We start from the raw sequence: 20,279 nt of genomic DNA on the forward strand, positions 1-20,279 counted from the left end.
TTACGTGATCACTTCGCCGACTTGATGCCCGACAGCGTCTTGAAGCAGACGTCGCGGGTAATGGTCAGAAATTCATCGATGTAAGAGGCGTCCGTGTCTTCGCTGCGCACCGTCGCATACAGCGTGCGCCACACGCCTTGCGGGCCCAGGCGGCAAAGCCGCAGCCATCCCTGATTCATGTATTCCGTCAGCGCCCAATTGGGCAGGGCTGCCACGCCGCGATTGCTCGCCACCAGTTGCGCAATGATCGGCGTCAGCTCGGCCTTGCGGATGGCGGCCGGCTCCACGTCCGCCGGGTCCAGGAAGGCGGTAAAGACGTCCAGGCGCTGCTTGTCCACCGGATAGGTGATCAGCGTCTGGTCCGCCAACTGCTCCGGCATGACGAATTTGTTGCCGGCAAGCGGGTTGGATTCGGACACGGCCAGCACCAGTTCATATTTGAATAGCGGCAGGTAGTCCACTGCGTCCAGCGGCTGCGGGTCCGACGTGATGACCAGGTCCAGGTCGCCGCGCACCAGCGCGGGCAGGGGGGCGAAGGAGAACGCCGCGGACAGGTCCAGCGCCACATCCGGCCATTGCACGCGGAAGGCGTCCAGCGCCGGCATCAGCCACTGAAAGCAGGAATGGCAGTCGATCGCCAGGTGCAGCCGGCCGGTGCGTCCTGCAGCCAGGCGCTGCAAATCGCGCTCCGTGGCGCGGATGCGCGGCAAGACCTCGTCGGCCAGCGCCAGTACCCGCAAGCCCGCCGTCGTCAGCCGGGCCGGCCGCGTGCGGCGATTCAACAGGGGCGTACCCAGCCGGGTTTCCAGGTCCCGCAATTGATGCGACAGCGCCGATTGAGTCAGGTGCAGGCGCTCTGCAGCTTCCTGCAGGCTGCCGCCGTCACGGATGGCGGTCAGTGTTTCAAGGTGGCGAATTTCCAGCATCGGGGCGGCTTCATACAAGACGAAACTACAAGGGCATCCCGGCGACGAATCTAGCTTCCCGGGACCAAGCCGACATTCTATGAGGTTTCTTCATCTTATGAATGTAGACATTGATTTTGATTCATTTTGATTTGGCGTCAGAATGCTCGTCACTTGAACAAATTTTGTGGGATGGCGAGTTCACATGACTACGATTCATAATTTGGGATTCCCCCGCATTGGCGCCCAACGCGAGCTCAAGCGGGCCGTTGAAGGCTATTGGGCCGGCAAGCAAACCGCCGCAGCATTGGAGGAAACGGGCCGCGAACTGCGCGCCCGCCATTGGCGCCTTCAGGCGGCGGCGGGCGTCAAGCTTGTGCCCGTGGGCGATTTCGCGTGGTACGACCAGATCCTCGAATGGACGACCCTGCTCGGCGCGGTGCCCGCGCGCTTCGGTCAGAAGGACAATGAGCCGGTCTCGCTGGACACGCTCTTTCGCATGGGCCGCGGACGCGCGCCGTCGGGCAAGCCCGCCGCCGCCTGCGAAATGACGAAGTGGTTCGATACCAACTACCACTACATCGTCCCCGAGCTGGTGCCCGGCCAGACCTTCCGCGTTGCCCGCGACACCCTGTTTGAACAGGTCAAGGAAGCGCAGGCGCAGGGTCTGCAGGTCAAGCCGGTCATTCCCGGCCCGCTGACCTGGCTGTTCCTGGGCAAGGGCGACGCATTCGCCGACGGTCCCGCCGATGCCGGCAAGCTGCAGCTTCTGACGGCGCTGCTGCCGGTCTATCAGGACGTGTTGACGCGCTTTGCCAAGCTGGGCGTCGAGTGGGTGCAGATCGACGAGCCCATCCTGGCGCTCGATCTGCCGCAAGCCTGGCGCGACGCGTTCAAACAGGTTTACGAAACGCTGTCCGCCAACCCGGTCAAGCTGCTCGTCGCGACCTACTTCGACGGTCTGAAGGACAACCTGCCGACGGCGCAGGCCTTGCCGGTGGCCGGTTTGCACGTGGATCTGGTGCGCGCGCCGGAGCAGCTGGCCGCGGTGGTCGCCGGCCTGAATGACGGGCAGGTGCTGTCCGCGGGCATCATCAATGGCCGCAACATCTGGCGCACCGACCTGGACGCCGCCATCGCCACGCTGGCTCCGGTCGCGCGTCAATTGGGCGACCGCCTGTGGCTGGCGCCGTCTTGCTCGTTGCTGCACGTGCCGGTCGACCTGGAAAACGAAACGGATCTGGACGCCGAACTCAAGAGCTGGCTGTCCTTTGCCGCCCAGAAGCTGGATGAGCTGAGCCTGCTGGGCCGCGCGCTCGACAGCGCCACGGACCCGACCGTGCAGGACGGGCTGGCCACGCAACGCGCTGCACTGGCCGCGCGACGCGCTTCGGTGCGCATTCACAATCCGGCCGTGGCCCAGCGCATGGCTGCCGCCCCGGGCGTGTCGCGCGACCGCGCGCCGTTCGCCGGCCGCATCGCGCGCCAACAGCAGCAGCTGGGGCTGCCCGCCTATCCCACCACGACCATCGGCTCGTTCCCGCAAACCGCCGAAATCCGCGCGCTGCGCCGCGACTGGAAGGCCGGCGCCCTGACGGATTCCGCGTACGAAGCCGCCATCCGCAAGGAGATCGAGGAAGTCATCCGCTTCCAGGAAAAAGTGGGCCTGGACGTACTGGTGCACGGCGAGCCCGAGCGCAACGACATGGTGGAGTATTTCGGCGAGCTGCTGGCCGGCTTTGCCTTCACGAAGAACGGCTGGGTGCAGAGCTACGGCTCGCGCTGCGTGAAACCGCCGATCATCTTCGGCGACGTGGCGCGCCCCGCGCCCATGACGGTCGGCTGGTCGTCCTACGCGCAGTCGCTGACCGATAAGCCGGTCAAGGGCATGCTGACGGGCCCGGTCACCATCCTGCAATGGTCGTTCGTGCGCGATGACCAGCCGCGCGAACAGACCTGCCGCCAGCTTGCGCTGGCCCTGCGCGACGAGGTCGTGGACCTGGAAGCGGCCGGCATCAACGTCATCCAGATCGACGAGCCCGCCATCCGCGAAGGCCTGCCGCTGCGCCGCGCCGACTGGCAGGCGTACCTGGACTGGGCCGTGGACTGCTTCCGCCTGTCGACCGCCGGCGTGCGCGACGAGACGCAGATCCACACCCATATGTGCTATTCGGAGTTCAACGACATCATCGAATCCATCGCGGCCATGGACGCTGACGTGATCACGATCGAAACGTCGCGGTCCAATATGGAACTGCTCAAGGCGTTCGAGGATTTCCGTTACCCGAACGACATCGGCCCCGGTGTGTACGACATCCACTCGCCCAACGTGCCCGAGGTGGACTGGATGGTGGACCTGATGAACAAGGCTGCCGCGCGCCTGCCCAAGGAGCGCCTGTGGGTGAACCCCGATTGCGGCCTGAAGACGCGTGCCTGGCCGGAAACCGAGGCGGCACTGATCGGCATGGTCCAGGCGGCCCGCGCGCTGCGCGACGCGGCCTGAAGCCATGGTCCGTCCCCGGCGCGCGGGCGCCGGGGCGCCGCATCCGCCAACCCGGCCGTGCCCCTCCCGCGCGCCGGGTTTTTTGCCGTCCGCCGACAGCGAATCCAGGGCCGATCTGGCGCCAGCCCCGCGCGTGCCGGTGCCGCCGCGCATGCCAGCGTGTGGGATAGCGGGCCATCCCCCGGCCAATTAATACGATTGCGGCAAGCCGCCTGCGCTATACTTTGAAGGTTTTGTTGCCGCGCACCATTACGCGCTGGCCGTCTCTGCCCCGCAGGCCCCACGCATGCCCTTGCCACCGCCGGATTGTCCTCGTCAGCCGCTGCATACGCGTTCCATACGTGTGCAGTCGTACGCGCGCGACGACGGCAACTGGGACCTGGAAGCCGAGCTTATCGACGTCAAGGCGTACGATTTTCCCAAGCGCGACGGCGAGATGTTCAAGGCGGGGCAACCCATCCACCATATGCACCTGCGCATCACCATCGACGAACAATTCTCGATCGTGGCGGCTCAGGCCGTCTATGACGCGGCGCCTTACGGCGAGCATTGCAAGGCCATCGAGCCGGCGTACACTGACCTGATCGGCATGAACCTGCTCAAGGGGTTCCGTCGCCAGGTCAAAGAGCGGTTCGGGCATGTGGAAGGCTGTACGCACATGACCGAACTGTCGCAGGTGCTTCCCACCGCGGCGGTCCAGACGATGGCCAACCGCCGGCGGCAGGAACCCAACCCGAACCGGCGTCCATTCCAACTGGACGGCTGCCATGCGCTCAGCACTGGCGGCCCTGTGGTGGCTGAGCATTATCCCGAGTGGTACACCGGGGGTAGCGCTGAGGCATCGGCCGAGTCGTCCTCCGATTCACCTTCTTTTTCTCATACGTCCTGACAGGTAACACATGAAAATCCACGAGTATCAAGGCAAGGAACTGCTGAAGCAATTTGGCGTCCCCGTGCCGCGCGGGATCCCCGCTCTTTCCGTCGACGAGGCCGTGGCTGCCGCTGAAAAGCTGGGTGGACCGGTTTGGGTCGTCAAGGCACAAATCCACGCGGGTGGCCGCGGCAAGGGCGGCGGCGTCAAGCTGGCCCGCTCGCTGGACGACGTCCGCAAGCTGGCCTCCGAAATCCTGGGCATGCAGCTCATCACGCACCAGACCGGCCCCGAAGGCCAGAAGGTCCGCCGCCTGTACATCGAAGACGGCGCCGACATCCAGAAGGAATACTACGTGTCGCTGGTCACCGACCGCGCCACGCAGAATGTCGCTTTCATCGCTTCCAGCGAAGGCGGCATGGACATCGAGGAAGTGGCTCACTCCACGCCCGAAAAGATCATCACCGAATACATCGACCCGCTGACCGGCCTGTCCGCCGAGCAAGCCACCAAGATCGCCAACGCGATCGGCCTGCCCGCCGACTCGACCGCCCAGGCCGTTGACGTGTTCCAGAAGCTCTACAAGTGCTACATGGACACCGACGCCTCCCTGGTCGAAATCAACCCCCTGAACCGCGACAGCAAGGGCAACATCATCGCCCTGGACGCCAAGTTCAACTTCGACTCCAACGCCCTGTTCCGTCACCCGGAAATCGTCGCCTACCGCGACCTGGACGAAGAAGATCCCGCTGAAATCGAAGCCAGCAAGTTCGACCTGGCCTACATCCAGCTTGACGGCAACATCGGCTGCCTGGTGAACGGCGCCGGCCTGGCCATGGCCACGATGGACACCATCAAGCTGTTCGGCGGCGAGCCGGCCAACTTCCTGGACGTCGGTGGCGGCGCCACGGCCGAGAAGGTCACCGAAGCCTTCAAGATCATGCTGGCCAACAAGAGCGTCAAGGCCATCCTGGTCAACATCTTCGGCGGCATCATGCGCTGCGACGTCATCGCCGAAGGCGTGATCGCTGCTTGCAAGGCCGTCAACCTGAACGTGCCGCTGGTCGTCCGCATGAAGGGCACCAACGAAGAGCTCGGCAAGAAGATGCTGGCTGAATCGGGTCTGCCCATCATCAGCGCCGACACGATGGCCGAAGCTGCCACCCGCGTCGTAGCCGCCGTCAAGTAAAGAGAAAATCAAGGATTCACAATGTCGATTCTGATCAACAAGGACACCAAGGTCATCACCCAGGGCATCACGGGCAAGACGGGCCAGTTCCACACCCGCATGTGCCGTGAGTACGCCAATGGCAAGGCCGCCTTTGTGGCCGGCGTGAACCCCAAGAAGGCGGGTGAAGACTTCGAAGGCGTGCCGATCTTCGCATCGGTCAAGGACGCCAAGGCTGACACCGGCGCCACCGTGTCGGTCATCTACGTGCCGCCCGCCGGCGCCGCTGCCGCCATCTGGGAAGCCGTCGAAGCCGAGCTGGAACTGGTCATCTGCATCACCGAAGGCATCCCGGTCCGCGACATGCTCGAAGTCAAGAACCGCATGAAGGCCAAGGGCAGCAAGACGCTGCTGCTGGGCCCGAACTGCCCCGGCCTGATCACCCCGGACGAAATCAAGATCGGCATCATGCCCGGTCACATCCACCGCAAGGGCCGCATCGGCATCGTCAGCCGTTCGGGCACCCTGACGTACGAAGCCGTGGCGCAAGTCACCGAACTGGGCCTGGGCCAATCCAGCGCTGTCGGTATCGGTGGCGACCCCATCAACGGCCTGAAGCACGTCGACGTGCTCAAGCTGTTCAATGACGATCCCGACACCGACGCCGTCATCATGATCGGCGAAATCGGCGGTCCGGACGAAGTCAACGCCGCGCAGTGGGCCAAGGACAACATGAAGAAGCCGGTCGTCGGCTTCATCGCTGGCGTCACCGCCCCTCCCGGAAAGCGCATGGGCCACGCCGGCGCGCTGATCTCCGGCGGCGCCGACACGGCCGACGCCAAGCTGGAAGTCATGGAAGCCTGCGGCATCCGCACCACGCGCAACCCCTCCGAAATGGGCAAGCTGCTCAAGTCGGTGCTGTAAGTCTCAGCATTGCGCAATAAAAAGCCCGCTTCGGCGGGCTTTTTTTCGTCCATCTTTTTGGTGATTTCTTAGGGTAATCCCGCGTCCAGGAAGCGGTCGGGGCAATCATACGGAAAGCTGAACGAAACTATAATGAAAGAAATTTTGCGCGTACCAGCAAGAATGCCGTCGGGCTCGCACCAAGACGGTCAGTACGTTTCTCCGTTCAAATTCATCCATTAATTTGGTTTTCTCCTAGGGGGATCACACCTAGGAAAGAGAGGCATGGAACTCAGTTCAGCGGCATTCTGGATCGCGTTGCTCCAGATCATTTGGGTCAACATTCTGCTATCAGGCGACAACGCCGTGGTTATTGCGCTGGCGGCGCGTTCACTGCCTCCGGCACAACAGAAAAAAGCGATCGTGGTCGGTTCCGCCGCTGCGATCATCATGCGTATCGTGCTGACGCTCGTGGCGGCCAAGTTGCTGCTGCTGCCGTGGCTCAAGCTGATCGGCGCAGTGCTTCTGATCTACATCGGCGTGACGCTGCTGCTGCCGGAAGGCGAAGAAGACGGCGCCGGCAAGACGCAGGGCAATCTTTTCACCGCCATCCGCACCATCATGATCGCCGACCTGGTCATGAGCCTGGACAACGTGGTGGCCGTCGCTGCCGCGGCAATGGGCGATACGACGTTGCTGGTGCTCGGCCTGGCCATCAGTATTCCCCTGGTCATCTTTGGCAGCACGCTGCTCCTGAAGGTCATCGAACGTTTCCCGCTCATTGTCTGGGTCGGCGCGGCGTTGTTGGGCTTCATCGCGGGCGAACTGCTGGTGGGCGATCCGGCTTTGCAAGAGCCCGTTGCGCGTATTGACGCCGCGCTGGGTGTGACGCAGCATAGCTTCGCGCTGATGTCGGGCGCACTCGGTGCAGTGCTGGTGCTGCTGATTGGTAAAGTTTTACTGATGCGCCAGAAAGCTGACTGAAAGCTGAACTACAATAATATGTTTTTCTAAATAAACCTGCCGCGCGAAGGCGCGCGGCAGGGCGGCCGGGCCGGGACCGGCCATTCTTTTCATAAATGCCTTCGGGGGTTCAAAGTGCTTGAGTTTTTTCAGACGCTGAGTTGGGCAGCGGTATTTCAAATCATCCTTATCGACATCCTGCTTGGCGGCGATAACGCTGTCGTGATCGCGCTGGCGTGTCGCAACCTGGCGCCCAAGCAACGGATGCAAGGCATTTTGTGGGGCACCGCAGGGGCAATCATTCTGCGCGTCGTGCTGATCGCCTTCGCAATGCAGCTTCTGAACATCCCGTTCCTGAAGGTCGTGGGCGCGCTGCTGCTCGTCTGGATCGGCGTCAAGCTTCTGGTTCCCGAAGACGATGCGCATGGCGACATCAAGGGCGGCACATCCATCGTCGCGGCCATCAAGACCATCATCATCGCTGACTTCGTGATGAGCCTGGACAACGTGATCGCCATCGCCGGCGCCGCGCAGAATGCGCATGCCGACCATCAGCTGGGTCTGGTCATCTTCGGCCTGGTCGTCAGTGTGCCGATCATCATCTGGGGCAGCACGCTGGTGCTCAAGCTCATTGACCGCTATCCGCTGGTCGTCACCTTCGGCGCGGGCCTGTTGGGCTGGATCGCCGGCGGCATGCTGGTCACCGATGTTATTGTCGAGCGTCAATTTGGCGTTCAGCCGACTACGGTTAAAATCGCCGCTGAAATTATTGGCGCCTTGCTCGTTGTTGTCCTTGGACGGTGGCTTGCAAGCCGCAAGAACGCTTCCAAGGAATCAGCACATGAGTCTGCGTAGATCCACCGATCCCCAGCAATCCGAATCGGGCCTGAGCCTTCTTCAGGGTCTGTTCGTGCTGGCCATCCTCGGCGTAGTCGCGACGATCATCGTCTCCAACTTCGTTTGATGGCATCACGTGTCTCTGCCGCAACGTCTGGTCATTGCGACCCGCGCCAGCCGGCTTGCCCTGTGGCAAGCCGAGCATGTGCGCGATCGGCTGCGCACGCTGTACCCAGCGTGCGCAGTTGAACTTCTTACCCTGACGACCCGAGGCGACCAGATCCTCGACCGCACGCTGTCCAAGGTGGGCGGCAAGGGTCTGTTCGTCAAGGAACTCGAAAACGCGCTGCTCGACGGGCGCGCCGATCTCGCCGTCCACTCCCTCAAGGACGTGCCGGTGGATCTGCAAGCCCCGTTCGAGCTTTGCGCCGTCCTCGATCGCGCGGATCCGCGCGATGCCTTCGTGTCCAACCGGTATGCCTCGCTGGCGGACTTGCCCGCGGGCGCCGTGGTCGGCACGTCCAGTCTGCGCCGCGAATCCCAGATCCGTGCCCGGTTTCCCGCCCTGGTGGTCAAGCCCCTGCGCGGCAACCTGGATACGCGCCTCGGCAAGCTCGACAAAGGCGACTACGCCGCTATCGTGCTGGCGGCGGCGGGTCTGGAACGTCTTGGCATGGGCGAGCGCATTCGCAGCCTGCTCGACCCGGCCGACAGCCTGCCGGCCGCAGGGCAGGGCGCTCTTGGCATCGAAATCCGCGACGATCGCGACGACATGCGTGCGTGGCTCGCGCCGCTGGTCAGCGCAGATACCACCGCCTGCGTGCTCGCGGAGCGCGCTGTGTCTCGCAAGCTGGGCGGCTCCTGCCAGGTTCCTCTGGCCGCGTTTGCCCAGATCGCCGGCGACACACTGTCGCTGCGCGCGCTGGTCGCGTCGCCCGACGGCACCCGCATCGTTCACGCCACGCACACCGGTCCGGTGGATCAGGCCGAAGCCATCGGCGAAGCCGCCGCCTCCGAATTGCTGGACGCGGGCGCCGCGGCGATCCTCCGCGAACTCCTGCACAACGAGCCGCACTGATGGATCCGGCGTTTGCAGCCGCCGAAGGGCCGCGCATCGCCATCCTGACGCGGCCCGCGGGGCGCAACGAAGCGCTGGCTGGCCGCCTGCAGGGCGCCGGTTGGCAGCCTTGCATCCTGCCCGCGCTTGAAATCCATCCCATCTCCGTCGCATCCGAAGACCTGCCCCGGCCTTCGGCGTTCGACCTCGTCGTGTTCGTCAGCGGCAATGCGGCCCGCCAGTACCTGAACCAGCTTTCCCAGGCTGAAGGCGCCGCCGATTGGCCCGCGGGCGTGGCCGCGGCCACGGTCGGGCCCGCCAGCGCACAGGCGCTGCGCGAGACGGGCTTTTTTGGCGCGAATACAACAGTTCTGCATCCGGACGAGTCCGCACCCACCCACGATTCCGAGGCGCTGTGGCGAGTGCTCGAGGCCCAGCCTACGCTGCCCGCGCGCGTGCTGGTGGTGCGTGGCACCCAGGGACGCGATTGGCTCGGCGACAAACTCGAGGCCCATGGCGTCCACGTAACGCGTCACGCCGCCTACCAGCGGCGCGCGGCTGACTGGACCTCTGACCAGCTTGGCGCACTGCGGCGCTGGGCCGAAGCGGACGTCTCTGCCACTTGGCTGCTCACCAGCGGGGAGGGTGCAGACGCCGTCCAGAATCAGCTTCACGCAGCAGGTCTGACTGACTGGTGGCTGCGCTGCCGCTTTGTGATCACGCACCCCTCGCTGGTGCGCCGCCTGCCACCGTCCTGTCATGGCGCGTCCGGAGCGGCGATGGTAAAAATCTGCGTGCCGAACGACGAGTCGATATTCCAGGCTTTTGTTGCTGCTTGATTCGTTGGTTCGGACTGACACCGAATACAATCGCGTCATGACAGATAAGACTCCCGCTACCGATTCGGCCGTTCATCCGGCCGCCCCGGACGCAAGTGCGTCCGCATCGGCCCCGGCCGACTCCGTCAAGGCCCGTCCGGCCAAGCGCGGCAGTGGCCCCTTGGTCACCGCCCTGATAATCGTCATCCTGCTGGCCGTTGGCCTGGGTTATGCGCTGTGGAAGCAACGCACCCAGTTCGTCTCCGCCGGCCGCGAAGTCGCAACGCGCCTGGATACGCTCGGCGCCGACGTCGCGCAAGCCCGCAAGGACACCCGCGAAGCCCTCGCTCTGGCGCAGGCGCAGTCGGGCCGCGTCGCCGAACTCGAAGACACGCTGCGCGAGACGCAAAGCCAGTACAACGCCCTGCAGCAGGCTTGGCAGAACTTCAACGACAGCGCCAGCGATGAACTGCTGGCCAACGACGTCGAGCGTCTGCTGACGATCGCCAACCAGCAATTGCGTCTGGCGGGCAATGTCTCCAACGCGATCGTTGCGCTGGAAACCGCCCAATCGCGCCTTGCGCGCGCCGACCGTCCGCGTTTCTCCAGCCTGCAGCAATCGATCAACGGCGACCTGGACCGCCTGCGCGCCGTGTCCACCGTCGATATCCCCGCCCAGTCGGGCCGCATCGAGCGCCTGGTCGCGCTGATCGGCAAGGCGCCGCTGCTGGTGCCGGACACCGTGTCGCCCGGCGTGGCGCCGGTAGGCCAGGCCCAGCCTCCCGCGCCGGCCCCCGTCGTTGATCCGCAGGCAGGGCTCCCCGCCGACGCGCCCTGGTGGCAGCGCTGGCGCGCCGAAGTCGCCTCGTGGCCTGGCCGCGCGGGCTCCGCGCTGGCCCATGAACTTGGCGGACTCATCACCATCCAGCGCGTGGATGAACCCGCCGCGCTGTTGTTGTCGCCCGAGCAAGCCGATCAGGTGCGCGGCACGCTGCGCCAGCGGCTGCTGACGGCGCAATTGGCAATGCTGATGCGCCAGCCGTCCGTCTGGAAGAGCGAGCTCGATAACGTCGGTTCGACGCTGTCCAAATACTTCGATGGCCGTTCGCCCGACACCGTCGCCGCGCAAACCCTCGCGCGCGAGCTGGCCCAGACCGACATCGCCGTGCGCATGCCGGACGTGGCGGACAGCCTGAATGCCGTCGCGGCCTTGCGCGCCGCGGGCTTCAAGACCAGCGAGCAGGACTGAGCTCATGCGTACCTGGTTCTGGACCCTGCTGCTCGCCGTCGTCGCCGTCGCCTTGGCGGTGGTTCTGCGCTCGCATTCGGGCAACGTGCTGCTTCTGGTGTGGCCGTGGCGCATCGAGATGTCGCTGACGCTCGCCGTCCTGCTCATCGTCGCGACGTTCATCATCCTGTATGTCGGCCTGCGCCTGCTGGCATGGCTGCTCGCCATTCCCGATCGCGTCCGGGCCTGGCGCGGCAAGCGTGCCCAGGCGCGCGACCATGAATTGCTGGAACGTGGCTGGATTGGTCTTCTCGAAGGCCGCTATTCCCATGCCGAAAAAGACCTGACGAAGCTTCTGGACCAGACCAAGGTCCGTACGCGCCGCGTCCTGGCCGCGCTGTCGGCCGCCCGTGCCGCGCATGGCCTCGGTGAATTCGACCGGCGCGATCGCCTGCTTGCCAACGCGCAGGAACAGGCCGGCACGGATCCCGGCCTGCTTGAAGCCACGGCCACGGTTTCCGCCGATATGCTGCTGGATCAGGGCCGCGCCGAGCGGGCCTTGACCGTGCTGGGGCCACTGGCCGACGGTGGCGCGCGCCATCTGCACACCATGCGCCTGCTGCTGCGCGCACATACGGCCTTGAATCACCAGGAGCAGGTATTCACGCTGGCGCGCGGTCTTCTGCGCCGCAATGCATTGGGCCGCCCTGAAGCCGACGTGCTGATCGACGCGGCCGGCGCCGCGCGCCTGCGGGCTGCGGCAGGCCAGGATGCCTGGCGCCCCATCTGGAAAGACCTCAAGGCCGAAGAGCGCCTGCTGCCTGAAATCGCCCTGGCGGGCGCGGCGGCTTTCGAAGCCGCTGGCGAACCCAACGAAGCCGCCCGTGTGCTGGAGTCGGCCATCGCCGTCAAGTTCAATCCCGCCCTGGTGGCGGCCTACGCCCGCTGCGACGCCGAACACGTGTCGCGCCGCCTGGCCAAGGCCGAAACCTGGCTGCATCAACGTCCTACCGATCCCGACCTGCTGACTGCGCTGGGCATGCTGTGCCTGAACGGCCAGCTTTGGGGCCAGGCCGAACGCTATCTGCTGCGCAGCCTCGCGCGACGCAGCGATGCGCAAACGCATGCATTGCTGGGCAGTCTCTACGATCGCCTGGATCGCCCGGTCGACGCTGTGCGCCACTGGCGCCTGGCGACGGCCGCCAGCATGGCTCTGCCCGTGCTGGCCTCGGATGCAGCGCTTCCCGCCGCGGACACCGGTTCGGATCCCTACCGCGTGGACGCCGAAGGCGGCTATGCCGTCGGCCTGTCGGACACCGACAGCGACACGGACGTCGGCGGCGATTACCCGGCCTTGCCCGCCGGTGCCGCGGCAGCGCCCGTCGCCGCGTCGGCCTCGGACTACGTGCTGGACCCGGACGCGCGCGTCAGCAAGGCACAGCACGACCGCGCCCTCGCGCCCGAAGATGCGCCGCTGGCACGCGGCACGTCCGACATTGATGAATACTTCGACAGCGCGCCGATCCCGGCTGCCGCTTTCGACGAGCCGGTGCCCACCTACGCGCCAATGCCGGCGCCCGCTGCGCCCGCCGCCAAGCCGGCGCCGCCCGCGGCGCCCGTGCCGACCACCAAGCCGCCGTTCAAGGACGACGGCTCGATTTGAATATCTTTTCAGACAAACAAGGTTGAACCATGAGTCTTGATCGCGTCTCCCCTGGCAAGAAGCTGCCCGAAGACTTCAACGTCATCATCGAAATCCCCATGAACGCCGACCCGGTGAAGTACGAGGTCGACAAGGATTCCGGTGCGATCTTCGTTGACCGCTTCATGCTGACGGCCATGCACTACCCGTGCAACTACGGCTACATCCCCCAGACCCTGTCCGAAGACGGTGACCCCGCCGACGTGCTGGTCCTGACGCCGTTCCCGATCCAGATCGGCGCCGTCGTGCGCTGCCGCGCCATCGGCGTGCTGGAAATGGACGACGAGTCGGGCGGCGACGCCAAGCTGCTGGCCGTGCCGATCGAAAAGCTGTACCCCCCGTACCGCAATATCAAGTCCTACGAAGATCTGCCGACGGAAGACATCTCCCGCATCCAGCACTTCTTCGAGCACTACAAGGACCTGGAAAAGGGCAAGTGGGTCAAGGTCAAGGGCTGGAAGGGCGTGGACGCCGCACACGAGGAAATCGTGCGCAGCGCCGAGCGCTACACCAAGGGCTGATCGGGCTATCGGCCAGCCGGCATCATCGCGCTGGCTGGCACTTTCCTGCGGCGCGGCCGCGACGGCTGCGGCCAGTCGCAGCCGCGCCGTTGTCTTGTGGGCTTCCGATCCATCCGGCACTCGCTTTGGCCGCAGAAAGGGCTACACTCGCGAGTGCTTTTTCAAACGCCCGGCCGCCCAACAACAACACCGCCCCATCGCGGGGTCACAGGGCAAGCCAAGCGCGCGCGCGTCGGGGTAATATTTTTCCCGGTTTTTCCGGTCACGTATTTGTCATAGGTTGATAGCTCATGGACTACGTTTTGCCTCCCCAGCCGCCCGTCGCGGTTCCCGTTGCCGGCAGCGCCGCGCTGTTCCCCGTGCGCCGCGTGTATTGCGTCGGCCGCAATTACGCCGAACACGCCAAGGAAATGGGTTTCACCGGCCGTGAAGATCCGTTCTTCTTCTGCAAGCCCGCCGACGCGGTGCTGTTCGTGGCCGATGGCGAAACCGGCAAGATGCCGTACCCACCCAAGACGTCCAACCTGCACTACGAAATGGAGCTGGTCGTGGTGCTGGGCAAGGGCGGCCGCGACATCCCCGTCGATCAGGCCAACGAATGCGTGTGGGGCTATGCGCTGGGTCTGGACATGACCCGCCGTGACCTGCAAGGCGAAATGAAGAAGCAGGGCCGTCCCTGGGAAATCGGCAAGGCGTTCGACCAGTCCGCGCCGCTGGGTCCCATCCACCCGCGCAGCGTGGTCGGCACGCTCGACAAGGGCGCCATCTGGCTGGACGTCAACGGCGAGCGCAAGCAATCCAGCGACATTTCGCAGATGCTGTGGAACATTCCGGAAAGCATTTCTTATCTGTCGGGCCTGTTTGAACTGCAGCCCGGCGACATCATCTTCACCGGTACGCCTGAAGGCGTGGGCGCCGTGCGCCAAGGTGACGTGATCACTGGCGGCGTCGAAGGCCTGGGCGAACTGCGCGTGCAGATCGCCTGAGCATAGGCGCTTTCATCTTTTCATTTTGGAGTTAGAGCATGCGCGGCAAGTTTGTGCTGACTGCCTTTGTCGTATTCGGCTTCGTGCTGGCCGGTTGCAATACCGTTGCCGGCATGGGCAAGGATGTGTCCCGGGCGGGCAATGCCATCACCAACGCCGCCGACAAATAATCGGCGCGCGGCGGTAAAAAAAGCCCCTTGAGCAATCAAGGGGCTTTTTTGTTGCGCGCGAAGAAGAACTACAGCACGTCGCCCGCGTAGTCGGCCAGACGCGAACGTTCGCCGCGTTGCAACGTGACGTGGCCAGAGTGCGGCCAGCCCTTGAAGCGGTCGACCACGAACGTCAGGCCGGAGCTGCCTTCGGTCAGGTAGGGGGTGTCGATCTGGGCGACGTTGCCCAGGCAGATCACCTTGGTGCCGGGACCCGCGCGGGTGACCAGCGTCTTCATCTGCTTGGGCGTCAGGTTCTGCGCTTCGTCAATGATGAGGTACTTGTTCAGGAAGGTGCGGCCACGCATGAAGTTCAGGGACTTCACCTTGATGCGCGAGCGGATGAGGTCCATGGTAGCCGCGCGGCCCCAGTCCCCGTTGCCTTCGCCATCACCCATGTTCAGCACGTCGAGGTTGTCTTCCAGCGCGCCCATCCAGGGCAGCATCTTTTCCTCTTCGGTGCCAGGCAGGAAACCGATGTCTTCACCGACAGGCACCGTGACGCGCGTCATGATGATCTCGGTATAGCGCTTGGTTTCGAGCACCTGCGTGATGCCCGCCGCCAAGGCCAGCAGCGTCTTGCCGGTGCCCGCCTGGCCCAGCAGCGACACGAAGTCGCATTCCGGGTTCATCAGCAGGTTCATGGCGAAGTTCTGCTCGCGGTTGCGCGCCGTGATGCCCCAGACATTGTTCTTGCCGTGGGTGTAGTCGCGCAGGGTGGCCAGCACCGCCATCTTGCCGCTGACTTCGCGTACCTGCGCATACAGCGGCATCTGGCCTTCAAAGTAGACGAACTGATTGACGACGAACTGCGAACACAGCGGGCCGTGAATGCGGTAGAAGGTGGTGCCGCCCTGCTGCCAGGATTCGACGTCCTTGCCGTGCTTGTTCCAGAAGTCTTCAGGCAACTGCATCACGCCCGAATACATCAGGTCCGAGTCTTCAAGGACGTGGTCGTTGAAGTAGTCTTCGGCGGCCATGCCCAGCGCGCGCGCCTTCAGGCGCATGTTGATGTCCTTGGACACCAGCACGACCTCGCGCTGCGGGTACTTTTCCTGCAGGGCGCGCACCACGCCCAGGATCTGGTTGTCGGCCTTGCCCATCGGCAGGTCCGAGGGCAGGGTGCTGTGGATGGCGGTCGTCTGGAACATCAGACGGCCGGTGGCGTCCTTGTTGCCCAGCTTTGCCAGTTCCAGCCCTTCGTCAAGGTGTGTGGCGTCCTGCACCAGCGAGTCCAGCGAACGGCTGACCTGACGCGCATTGCGCGCCACCTCGGACATGCCCTTCTTCTGGTGATCCAGTTCTTCCAGCGTCATCATCGGCAGGAAGATGTCGTGTTCTTCAAAGCGGAACAGCGAGCTGGGGTCGTGCAGCAGCACGTTCGTGTCCAGCACGAACAACTTGCGCGGGGCGTTTTCGGCGCGCGCCTTGCTGCGCTTGGCCGGCGCGGGCGTGGCCTTGGCCTGGCGCGCTGGGGCGCGGGCGGCGGGCGCGGCCGGGGCGGGCGGTGGCGTTTCGTGGGCAGGGGACGGCGTGTGGGCCTTGCGCGCCGGCGCCGCCAGGCCATCAAGTTCTGGCTGGACCAGCAGCTCGTCCTCGTCGTCGGCGAGGGCAGCCTGGGTGTTGGACCGCGCAGCGGCAGTCTTGGTCGTGCGGGCCTGCGCCCGGGCGGATTCGCCCGAGGGGAAGGTCAGGATGGCTGCGGGGCGGGTAGGCAACTTCGGAAGCGGCATATGCGTCACTCTCCTGTTTGGGCCGGCTATAGCGCCTGACGGGTTTCCTGTGCGGCTAACCGATGCTCTTGGCGGCTTGCAGGACTTCCTTCGCGTGGTTCGGGACCTTCACCCCGCGCCACTCCTGCACCAGCACGCCATAGGCGTCGATCAAGAAGGTGCTGCGTTCGATGCCGCGCACCTGCTTTCCATACATGTTCTTCTGCTTGATGACGCCGAACAGGTTGCAGACGGTTTCGTCGGCGTCGGAGATGAGAGGGAAAGGAAGCTCGTACTTGGCCTTGAAATTCTCGTGCGACTTCAGGGAGTCGCGCGAGATGCCGATCACGATCGCACTGGCCGACAGGAAGTCGCCATGCAGATCGCGGAAATCCTGGCTTTCGGTGGTGCAGCCGGGCGTGTTGTCCTTGGGGTAGAAATACAGGATCACGGCCCGCCCCTGGCATTGTTCAAGGCTGATGGGGCCTATCGTGCTTTCGGCGGTGAACAGCGGGGCGGGTTTGCCTATGCTCGGCGTCATTGACTGGTAGCTCCATTGGGCGGGATGAGGGCGACGACCACGCGCCGTCCCTCAGCCATCAGGATGTTGTAGGTGCGCGAGGCGGCGTGGGTGTCCATCGTTTCCACGCCAATGCCCACGGCCAAAAGGGGACGCAATACTTCAGGGCGCAGGAACAGCTGCTTGCCGCCGGTGCCCACCAGCAGGACTTCGGGCGCGTTGGCCGGCCGGCTGGGCGCGGCTTCCGGGGCATCCAGAAAATCCAGGGGATTGCGGGCGGGCTCGGACAATCCGGCTGCCTGGAGCAAGAGGGAGGAGGTAATGTCGGCCGGCGACTCAACGGGCCAGATGGTCACTTCGCCTTCGGGGCCGAAAGCGACCGAGGAGGAAAAACGTACCTGGTTGACCTCGATATAGCCATCGCCGTAAGCGGTGACAGTGTTAAGAGCGGCCGTCGCAGGATCGGTATGCAGCTTCAATAAAAACTCCGGCTATACGTGCTTGATAATAGCGCATCGGACACGGCGCATGTTGCAACGTATCCACGAGGGAAAAGGGGCTTTTTTTTCCCATTTGCCCCTCAGGCGTCGTTGCGCTAGATTACAGGGTTTTGCTGCGCTGCAATCGTGTGCTGGCGCGGTTCTAAGCCCCCTTTCCCCTTCGCGCGACCGCGCCCTGGTCTTTTTGCCTTTTTCGCCCCTAAGGATTCCCATCATGAGGAAGTTCTCTCGCATCGAGCGTTTGCCCCCGTACGTTTTCAACATTACCGGCGAGCTCAAGATGGCGGCGCGTCGGCGTGGCGAAGACATCATCGACATGTCGATGGGCAATCCGGATGGGGCGACGCCCAAGCACATCGTCGACAAGATGGTCGAGGCGACCAGCCGTCCCACCACCCACGGCTACTCGGTGTCCAAGGGCATCCCGCGTCTGCGCAAGGCGATCTGTGACTGGTATCAGCGCCGCTACGCGGTCGAGTTCGATCCGGACTCCGAAGCCATCGTCACCATCGGTTCCAAGGAAGGCCTGGCCCACCTGATGCTGGCCACGCTGGACCGCGGCGACACCGTGCTGGTGCCCAATCCCAGCTACCCGATCCACATCTATGGCGCCGTCATCGCCGGCGCCAACATCCGTTCCGTGCGCATGACGCCGGGCGTGGACTTCTTCGAGGAACTGGAACGCGCCGTGCGCGAATCCATCCCGAAGCCCAAGATGATGGTGCTGGGCTTTCCCAGCAACCCGACCGCGCAGTGCGTCGACCTGTCGTTCTTCGAGCGCGTGGTCGCGCTGGCCAAGGAACACGACATCCTCGTCGTGCATGATCTGGCCTACGCCGACATCACGTTCGACGGCTACGTGGCCCCGTCCATCATGCAGGTGCCCGGCGCGCGCGACGTCGCCGTCGAGTTCTTCACGATGAGCAAGAGCTACAACATGGCAGGCTGGCGCATCGGCTACATGGTCGGCAACCGCGAGCTCGTGAACGCGCTCGCGCGCATCAAGAGCTATCACGACTACGGTACGTTCACGCCGATCCAGGTGGCGTCCATCGCCGCGCTGGACGGTCCGCAGGACTGCGTGAACGAAATCGTGGCGCAGTATCAAAGCCGCCGCGACGTGCTCGTGCGCGGCCTGCATGAAGCAGGTTGGAATGTGGAAATTCCCAAGGCGTCCATGTACATCTGGGCGCAGATCCCCGAACCCTACCGGGCGATGGGCTCTTTGGAATTTGCCAAGCGTGTCCTGTCGGATGCGAAAGTGGCCGTGTCCCCCGGGATCGGCTTCGGCGAGTATGGCGACGAATACGTGCGCTTCGCTCTTATCGAAAACGAGCAGCGTACCCGCCAGGCGGTGCGCGGCATCAAAGATATGTTCCGCAAGGACGGTCTGCTGAAGTGATGGGTGCCCACCCCCGCAGCGCTGCGCGCTTCCCCCTCTGAAGGGGCATGCCTGCGGACCGGCGGAGCCGGATCCGCGGCATCGCGATCGGGTGGCAACAGCTTCATGCACAGGATTATGGAGAAGTGAAATGAATTCCCCTCAACGCCCGCCCGCAGAGGGCGGCGCGATGAAACCCATGAAGGTGGGTCTGCTGGGTCTTGGCGTGGTTGGCGGCGGCACGTGGACCGTGCTGTCCCGCAACGCCGAGGAAATCGCGCGCCGCGCCGGCCGCCGCATTGAAGTCGTCCGCGCCGCCGTGCGCGACGTGGAAAAGGCCCGCGCCCGCGTGGGCGATTCCATCGTGGTTGATACGGACGGTCACGCGCTGGTGCGCGATCCTGAGATCGACATCGTCGTCGAGCTCATCGGCGGCGACACGCTGGCCCGCGAGCTGGTGCTGGAAGCCATCGCCAACGGCAAGCATGTGGTCACGGCCAACAAGGCGCTGCTGGCCAAGCATGGCAACGAGATCTTCGCCGCCGCCTCTGAGCGCGGCGTGATGGTGAACTTTGAAGCCGCCGTCGCCGGTGGCATCCCCATCATCAAGGCGATCCGCGAAGGCCTGACCGCCAACCGCATCCAGTGGGTGGCCGGCATCATCAACGGCACCACCAATTTCATCCTGTCCGAAATGCGTTCGCGCGGCCTGCCGTTCGCCGACGTGCTGGCCGAAGCCCAGCGCCTGGGTTACGCCGAAGCCGATCCCACGTTCGACGTGGAAGGCGTGGACGCCGCGCACAAGCTCACGCTGCTTGCCTCGCTGGCATTCGGCGTGCCCGTGCAGTTCGACCGCGCCCACATCGAAGGCATCTCGCAACTGGCAGCCGAAGACATCGAGCACGCCGAGCGTCTGGGTTACCGCATCAAACTGCTTGGCATCACCAAGCGCCGCCCCGACGGCATCGAACTGCGCGTGCACCCGGCGCTGGTGCCGTCCGAGCGTCTGCTGGCCAACGTCGAAGGCGCGATGAACGCGGTGCTGGTCAAGGGCGACGCCGTCGGCCCCACGCTGTATTACGGGCAGGGCGCGGGCGAAGAGCCCACCGCCTCGGCCGTCGTGGCCGACCTGGTCGACGTCACGCGCCTGCACACCGCCGATCCGGGCAACCGCGTGCCGCATCTGGCCTTCCAGCCGGACGCCATGTCGGACACGCCCATCCTGCCGATTGAACAGGTCAGCACGTCCTACTACTTGCGCCTGCGCGTCGACGATCAGCCGGGCGTGTTGGCGGACATCGCCCGCATCCTGGCCGACCGCGGCATTTCCATCGGTTCGATGATCCAGCAACCGTCGCACATCGGCGGCGCGGACATCATCTTCCTCACGCACGAGGCCATGGAAGGCAACGTCAACCAGGCCATCGAGCGCATCGAGTCGCTGCCGTTCGTGCGGTCCAAGGTGACGCGTCTGCGCGTGGAGAACCTGACCTGA

20 protein-coding genes are annotated in these 20,279 nt (G+C 64.5%); 16 read left to right on the forward strand and 4 right to left on the reverse strand.

Annotated elements, in window-relative coordinates:
• Positions 1 to 8: 8 nt before the first annotated feature.
• A complete protein-coding gene (locus AC6CIE_RS12655) occupies positions 9 to 926 on the reverse strand; it encodes a LysR family transcriptional regulator (protein ID WP_175138779.1) in 918 nt (305 codons plus the stop codon).
• Positions 927 to 1,110: 184 nt separating this feature from the next.
• Between AC6CIE_RS12655 and metE the strand changes: the two genes are divergently transcribed.
• The 14 genes from metE (at position 1,111) to AC6CIE_RS12725 (ending at position 14,632) form a co-directional block, all read left to right on the forward strand.
• Positions 1,111 to 3,408, forward strand: a complete 2,298-nt coding sequence (gene metE / locus AC6CIE_RS12660) for a 5-methyltetrahydropteroyltriglutamate--homocysteine S-methyltransferase (protein ID WP_498092327.1) — start codon at positions 1,111 to 1,113, stop codon at positions 3,406 to 3,408.
• 286 nt (positions 3,409 to 3,694) lie between these two features.
• Positions 3,695 to 4,297 (forward strand): DUF2889 domain-containing protein, encoded by a 603-nt coding sequence (locus AC6CIE_RS12665; protein ID WP_175124635.1) that lies wholly within the window; start codon positions 3,695 to 3,697, stop codon positions 4,295 to 4,297.
• Positions 4,298 to 4,307: 10 nt separating this feature from the next.
• Complete coding sequence (gene sucC, locus AC6CIE_RS12670; RefSeq protein ID WP_056567354.1) at positions 4,308 to 5,468, forward strand: ADP-forming succinate--CoA ligase subunit beta; 1,161 nt, start codon at positions 4,308 to 4,310, stop codon at positions 5,466 to 5,468.
• A gap of 21 nt (positions 5,469 to 5,489) precedes the next feature.
• A complete protein-coding gene (sucD, locus tag AC6CIE_RS12675; RefSeq protein WP_056567350.1) occupies positions 5,490 to 6,371 on the forward strand; it encodes a succinate--CoA ligase subunit alpha in 882 nt (293 codons plus the stop codon).
• A gap of 264 nt (positions 6,372 to 6,635) precedes the next feature.
• Positions 6,636 to 7,334 (forward strand): TerC family protein, encoded by a 699-nt coding sequence (locus AC6CIE_RS12680; RefSeq protein WP_498092328.1) that lies wholly within the window; start codon positions 6,636 to 6,638, stop codon positions 7,332 to 7,334.
• Positions 7,335 to 7,448: 114 nt separating this feature from the next.
• Positions 7,449 to 8,168, forward strand: a complete 720-nt coding sequence (locus AC6CIE_RS12685; protein WP_056322555.1) for a TerC family protein — start codon at positions 7,449 to 7,451, stop codon at positions 8,166 to 8,168.
• The gene (locus tag AC6CIE_RS12690) at positions 8,155 to 8,277 is read left to right on the forward strand and encodes a hypothetical protein (protein ID WP_255357201.1); all 123 of its coding nucleotides are present in this window, start codon (positions 8,155 to 8,157) and stop codon (positions 8,275 to 8,277) included. Before AC6CIE_RS12685 ends, AC6CIE_RS12690 begins: the two co-directional genes overlap by 14 nt.
• A 9-nt stretch (positions 8,278 to 8,286) precedes the next feature.
• Positions 8,287 to 9,228, forward strand: a complete 942-nt coding sequence (gene hemC, locus AC6CIE_RS12695) for a hydroxymethylbilane synthase (protein ID WP_239212383.1) — start codon at positions 8,287 to 8,289, stop codon at positions 9,226 to 9,228.
• Positions 9,228 to 10,046 carry a uroporphyrinogen-III synthase gene (locus AC6CIE_RS12700; RefSeq protein WP_175124633.1) on the forward strand — a complete coding sequence of 273 codons (819 nt, stop codon included), beginning with the start codon at positions 9,228 to 9,230 and terminating at the stop codon, positions 10,044 to 10,046. Before hemC ends, AC6CIE_RS12700 begins: the two co-directional genes overlap by 1 nt.
• A 37-nt stretch (positions 10,047 to 10,083) precedes the next feature.
• Positions 10,084 to 11,274, forward strand: coding sequence for a uroporphyrinogen-III C-methyltransferase (locus AC6CIE_RS12705; RefSeq protein ID WP_175124632.1), 1,191 nt, complete (start codon positions 10,084 to 10,086; stop codon positions 11,272 to 11,274).
• A 4-nt stretch (positions 11,275 to 11,278) separates the two neighbouring features.
• Positions 11,279 to 12,916: a heme biosynthesis HemY N-terminal domain-containing protein gene (locus AC6CIE_RS12710; protein ID WP_175124631.1), complete on the forward strand. Its 1,638-nt coding sequence runs from the start codon at positions 11,279 to 11,281 to the stop codon at positions 12,914 to 12,916.
• Positions 12,917 to 12,945: 29 nt separating this feature from the next.
• On the forward strand, positions 12,946 to 13,476 hold the full coding sequence (gene ppa, locus AC6CIE_RS12715; RefSeq protein ID WP_175124630.1) for an inorganic diphosphatase: 531 nt from the start codon (positions 12,946 to 12,948) through the stop codon (positions 13,474 to 13,476).
• Between the two features lie 290 nt (positions 13,477 to 13,766).
• Complete coding sequence (locus tag AC6CIE_RS12720) at positions 13,767 to 14,462, forward strand: fumarylacetoacetate hydrolase family protein (RefSeq protein ID WP_128827800.1); 696 nt, start codon at positions 13,767 to 13,769, stop codon at positions 14,460 to 14,462.
• A 38-nt stretch (positions 14,463 to 14,500) separates the two neighbouring features.
• Positions 14,501 to 14,632, forward strand: a complete 132-nt coding sequence (locus tag AC6CIE_RS12725; protein WP_056567326.1) for an entericidin A/B family lipoprotein — start codon at positions 14,501 to 14,503, stop codon at positions 14,630 to 14,632.
• Positions 14,633 to 14,700: 68 nt separating this feature from the next.
• Here the strand turns inward: AC6CIE_RS12725 and AC6CIE_RS12730 are convergent, their stop codons facing one another.
• The 3 genes from AC6CIE_RS12730 to AC6CIE_RS12740 are packed head-to-tail and all read right to left on the reverse strand — an operon-like array spanning position 14,701 to position 17,382.
• Entirely contained in the window at positions 14,701 to 16,404 is a 1,704-nt protein-coding gene (locus tag AC6CIE_RS12730) for a PhoH family protein (protein ID WP_175124629.1), read from the reverse strand.
• Between the two features lie 55 nt (positions 16,405 to 16,459).
• The gene (locus AC6CIE_RS12735; protein WP_056567320.1) at positions 16,460 to 16,924 is read right to left on the reverse strand and encodes a peroxiredoxin; all 465 of its coding nucleotides are present in this window, start codon (positions 16,922 to 16,924) and stop codon (positions 16,460 to 16,462) included.
• A complete protein-coding gene (locus tag AC6CIE_RS12740; RefSeq protein WP_218345095.1) occupies positions 16,921 to 17,382 on the reverse strand; it encodes an Mth938-like domain-containing protein in 462 nt (153 codons plus the stop codon). Before AC6CIE_RS12740 ends, AC6CIE_RS12735 begins: the two co-directional genes overlap by 4 nt.
• 235 nt (positions 17,383 to 17,617) lie before the next feature.
• On the opposite strand from AC6CIE_RS12740, the gene alaC reads away from it, so the two are divergent.
• Both alaC and AC6CIE_RS12750 read left to right on the forward strand, forming a co-directional pair.
• Complete coding sequence (gene alaC / locus AC6CIE_RS12745; protein ID WP_056567313.1) at positions 17,618 to 18,805, forward strand: alanine transaminase; 1,188 nt, start codon at positions 17,618 to 17,620, stop codon at positions 18,803 to 18,805.
• A gap of 169 nt (positions 18,806 to 18,974) precedes the next feature.
• The gene (locus AC6CIE_RS12750; protein ID WP_175138809.1) at positions 18,975 to 20,279 is read left to right on the forward strand and encodes a homoserine dehydrogenase; all 1,305 of its coding nucleotides are present in this window, start codon (positions 18,975 to 18,977) and stop codon (positions 20,277 to 20,279) included.

This window comes from Achromobacter sp. GQ309, from assembly GCF_059759315.1.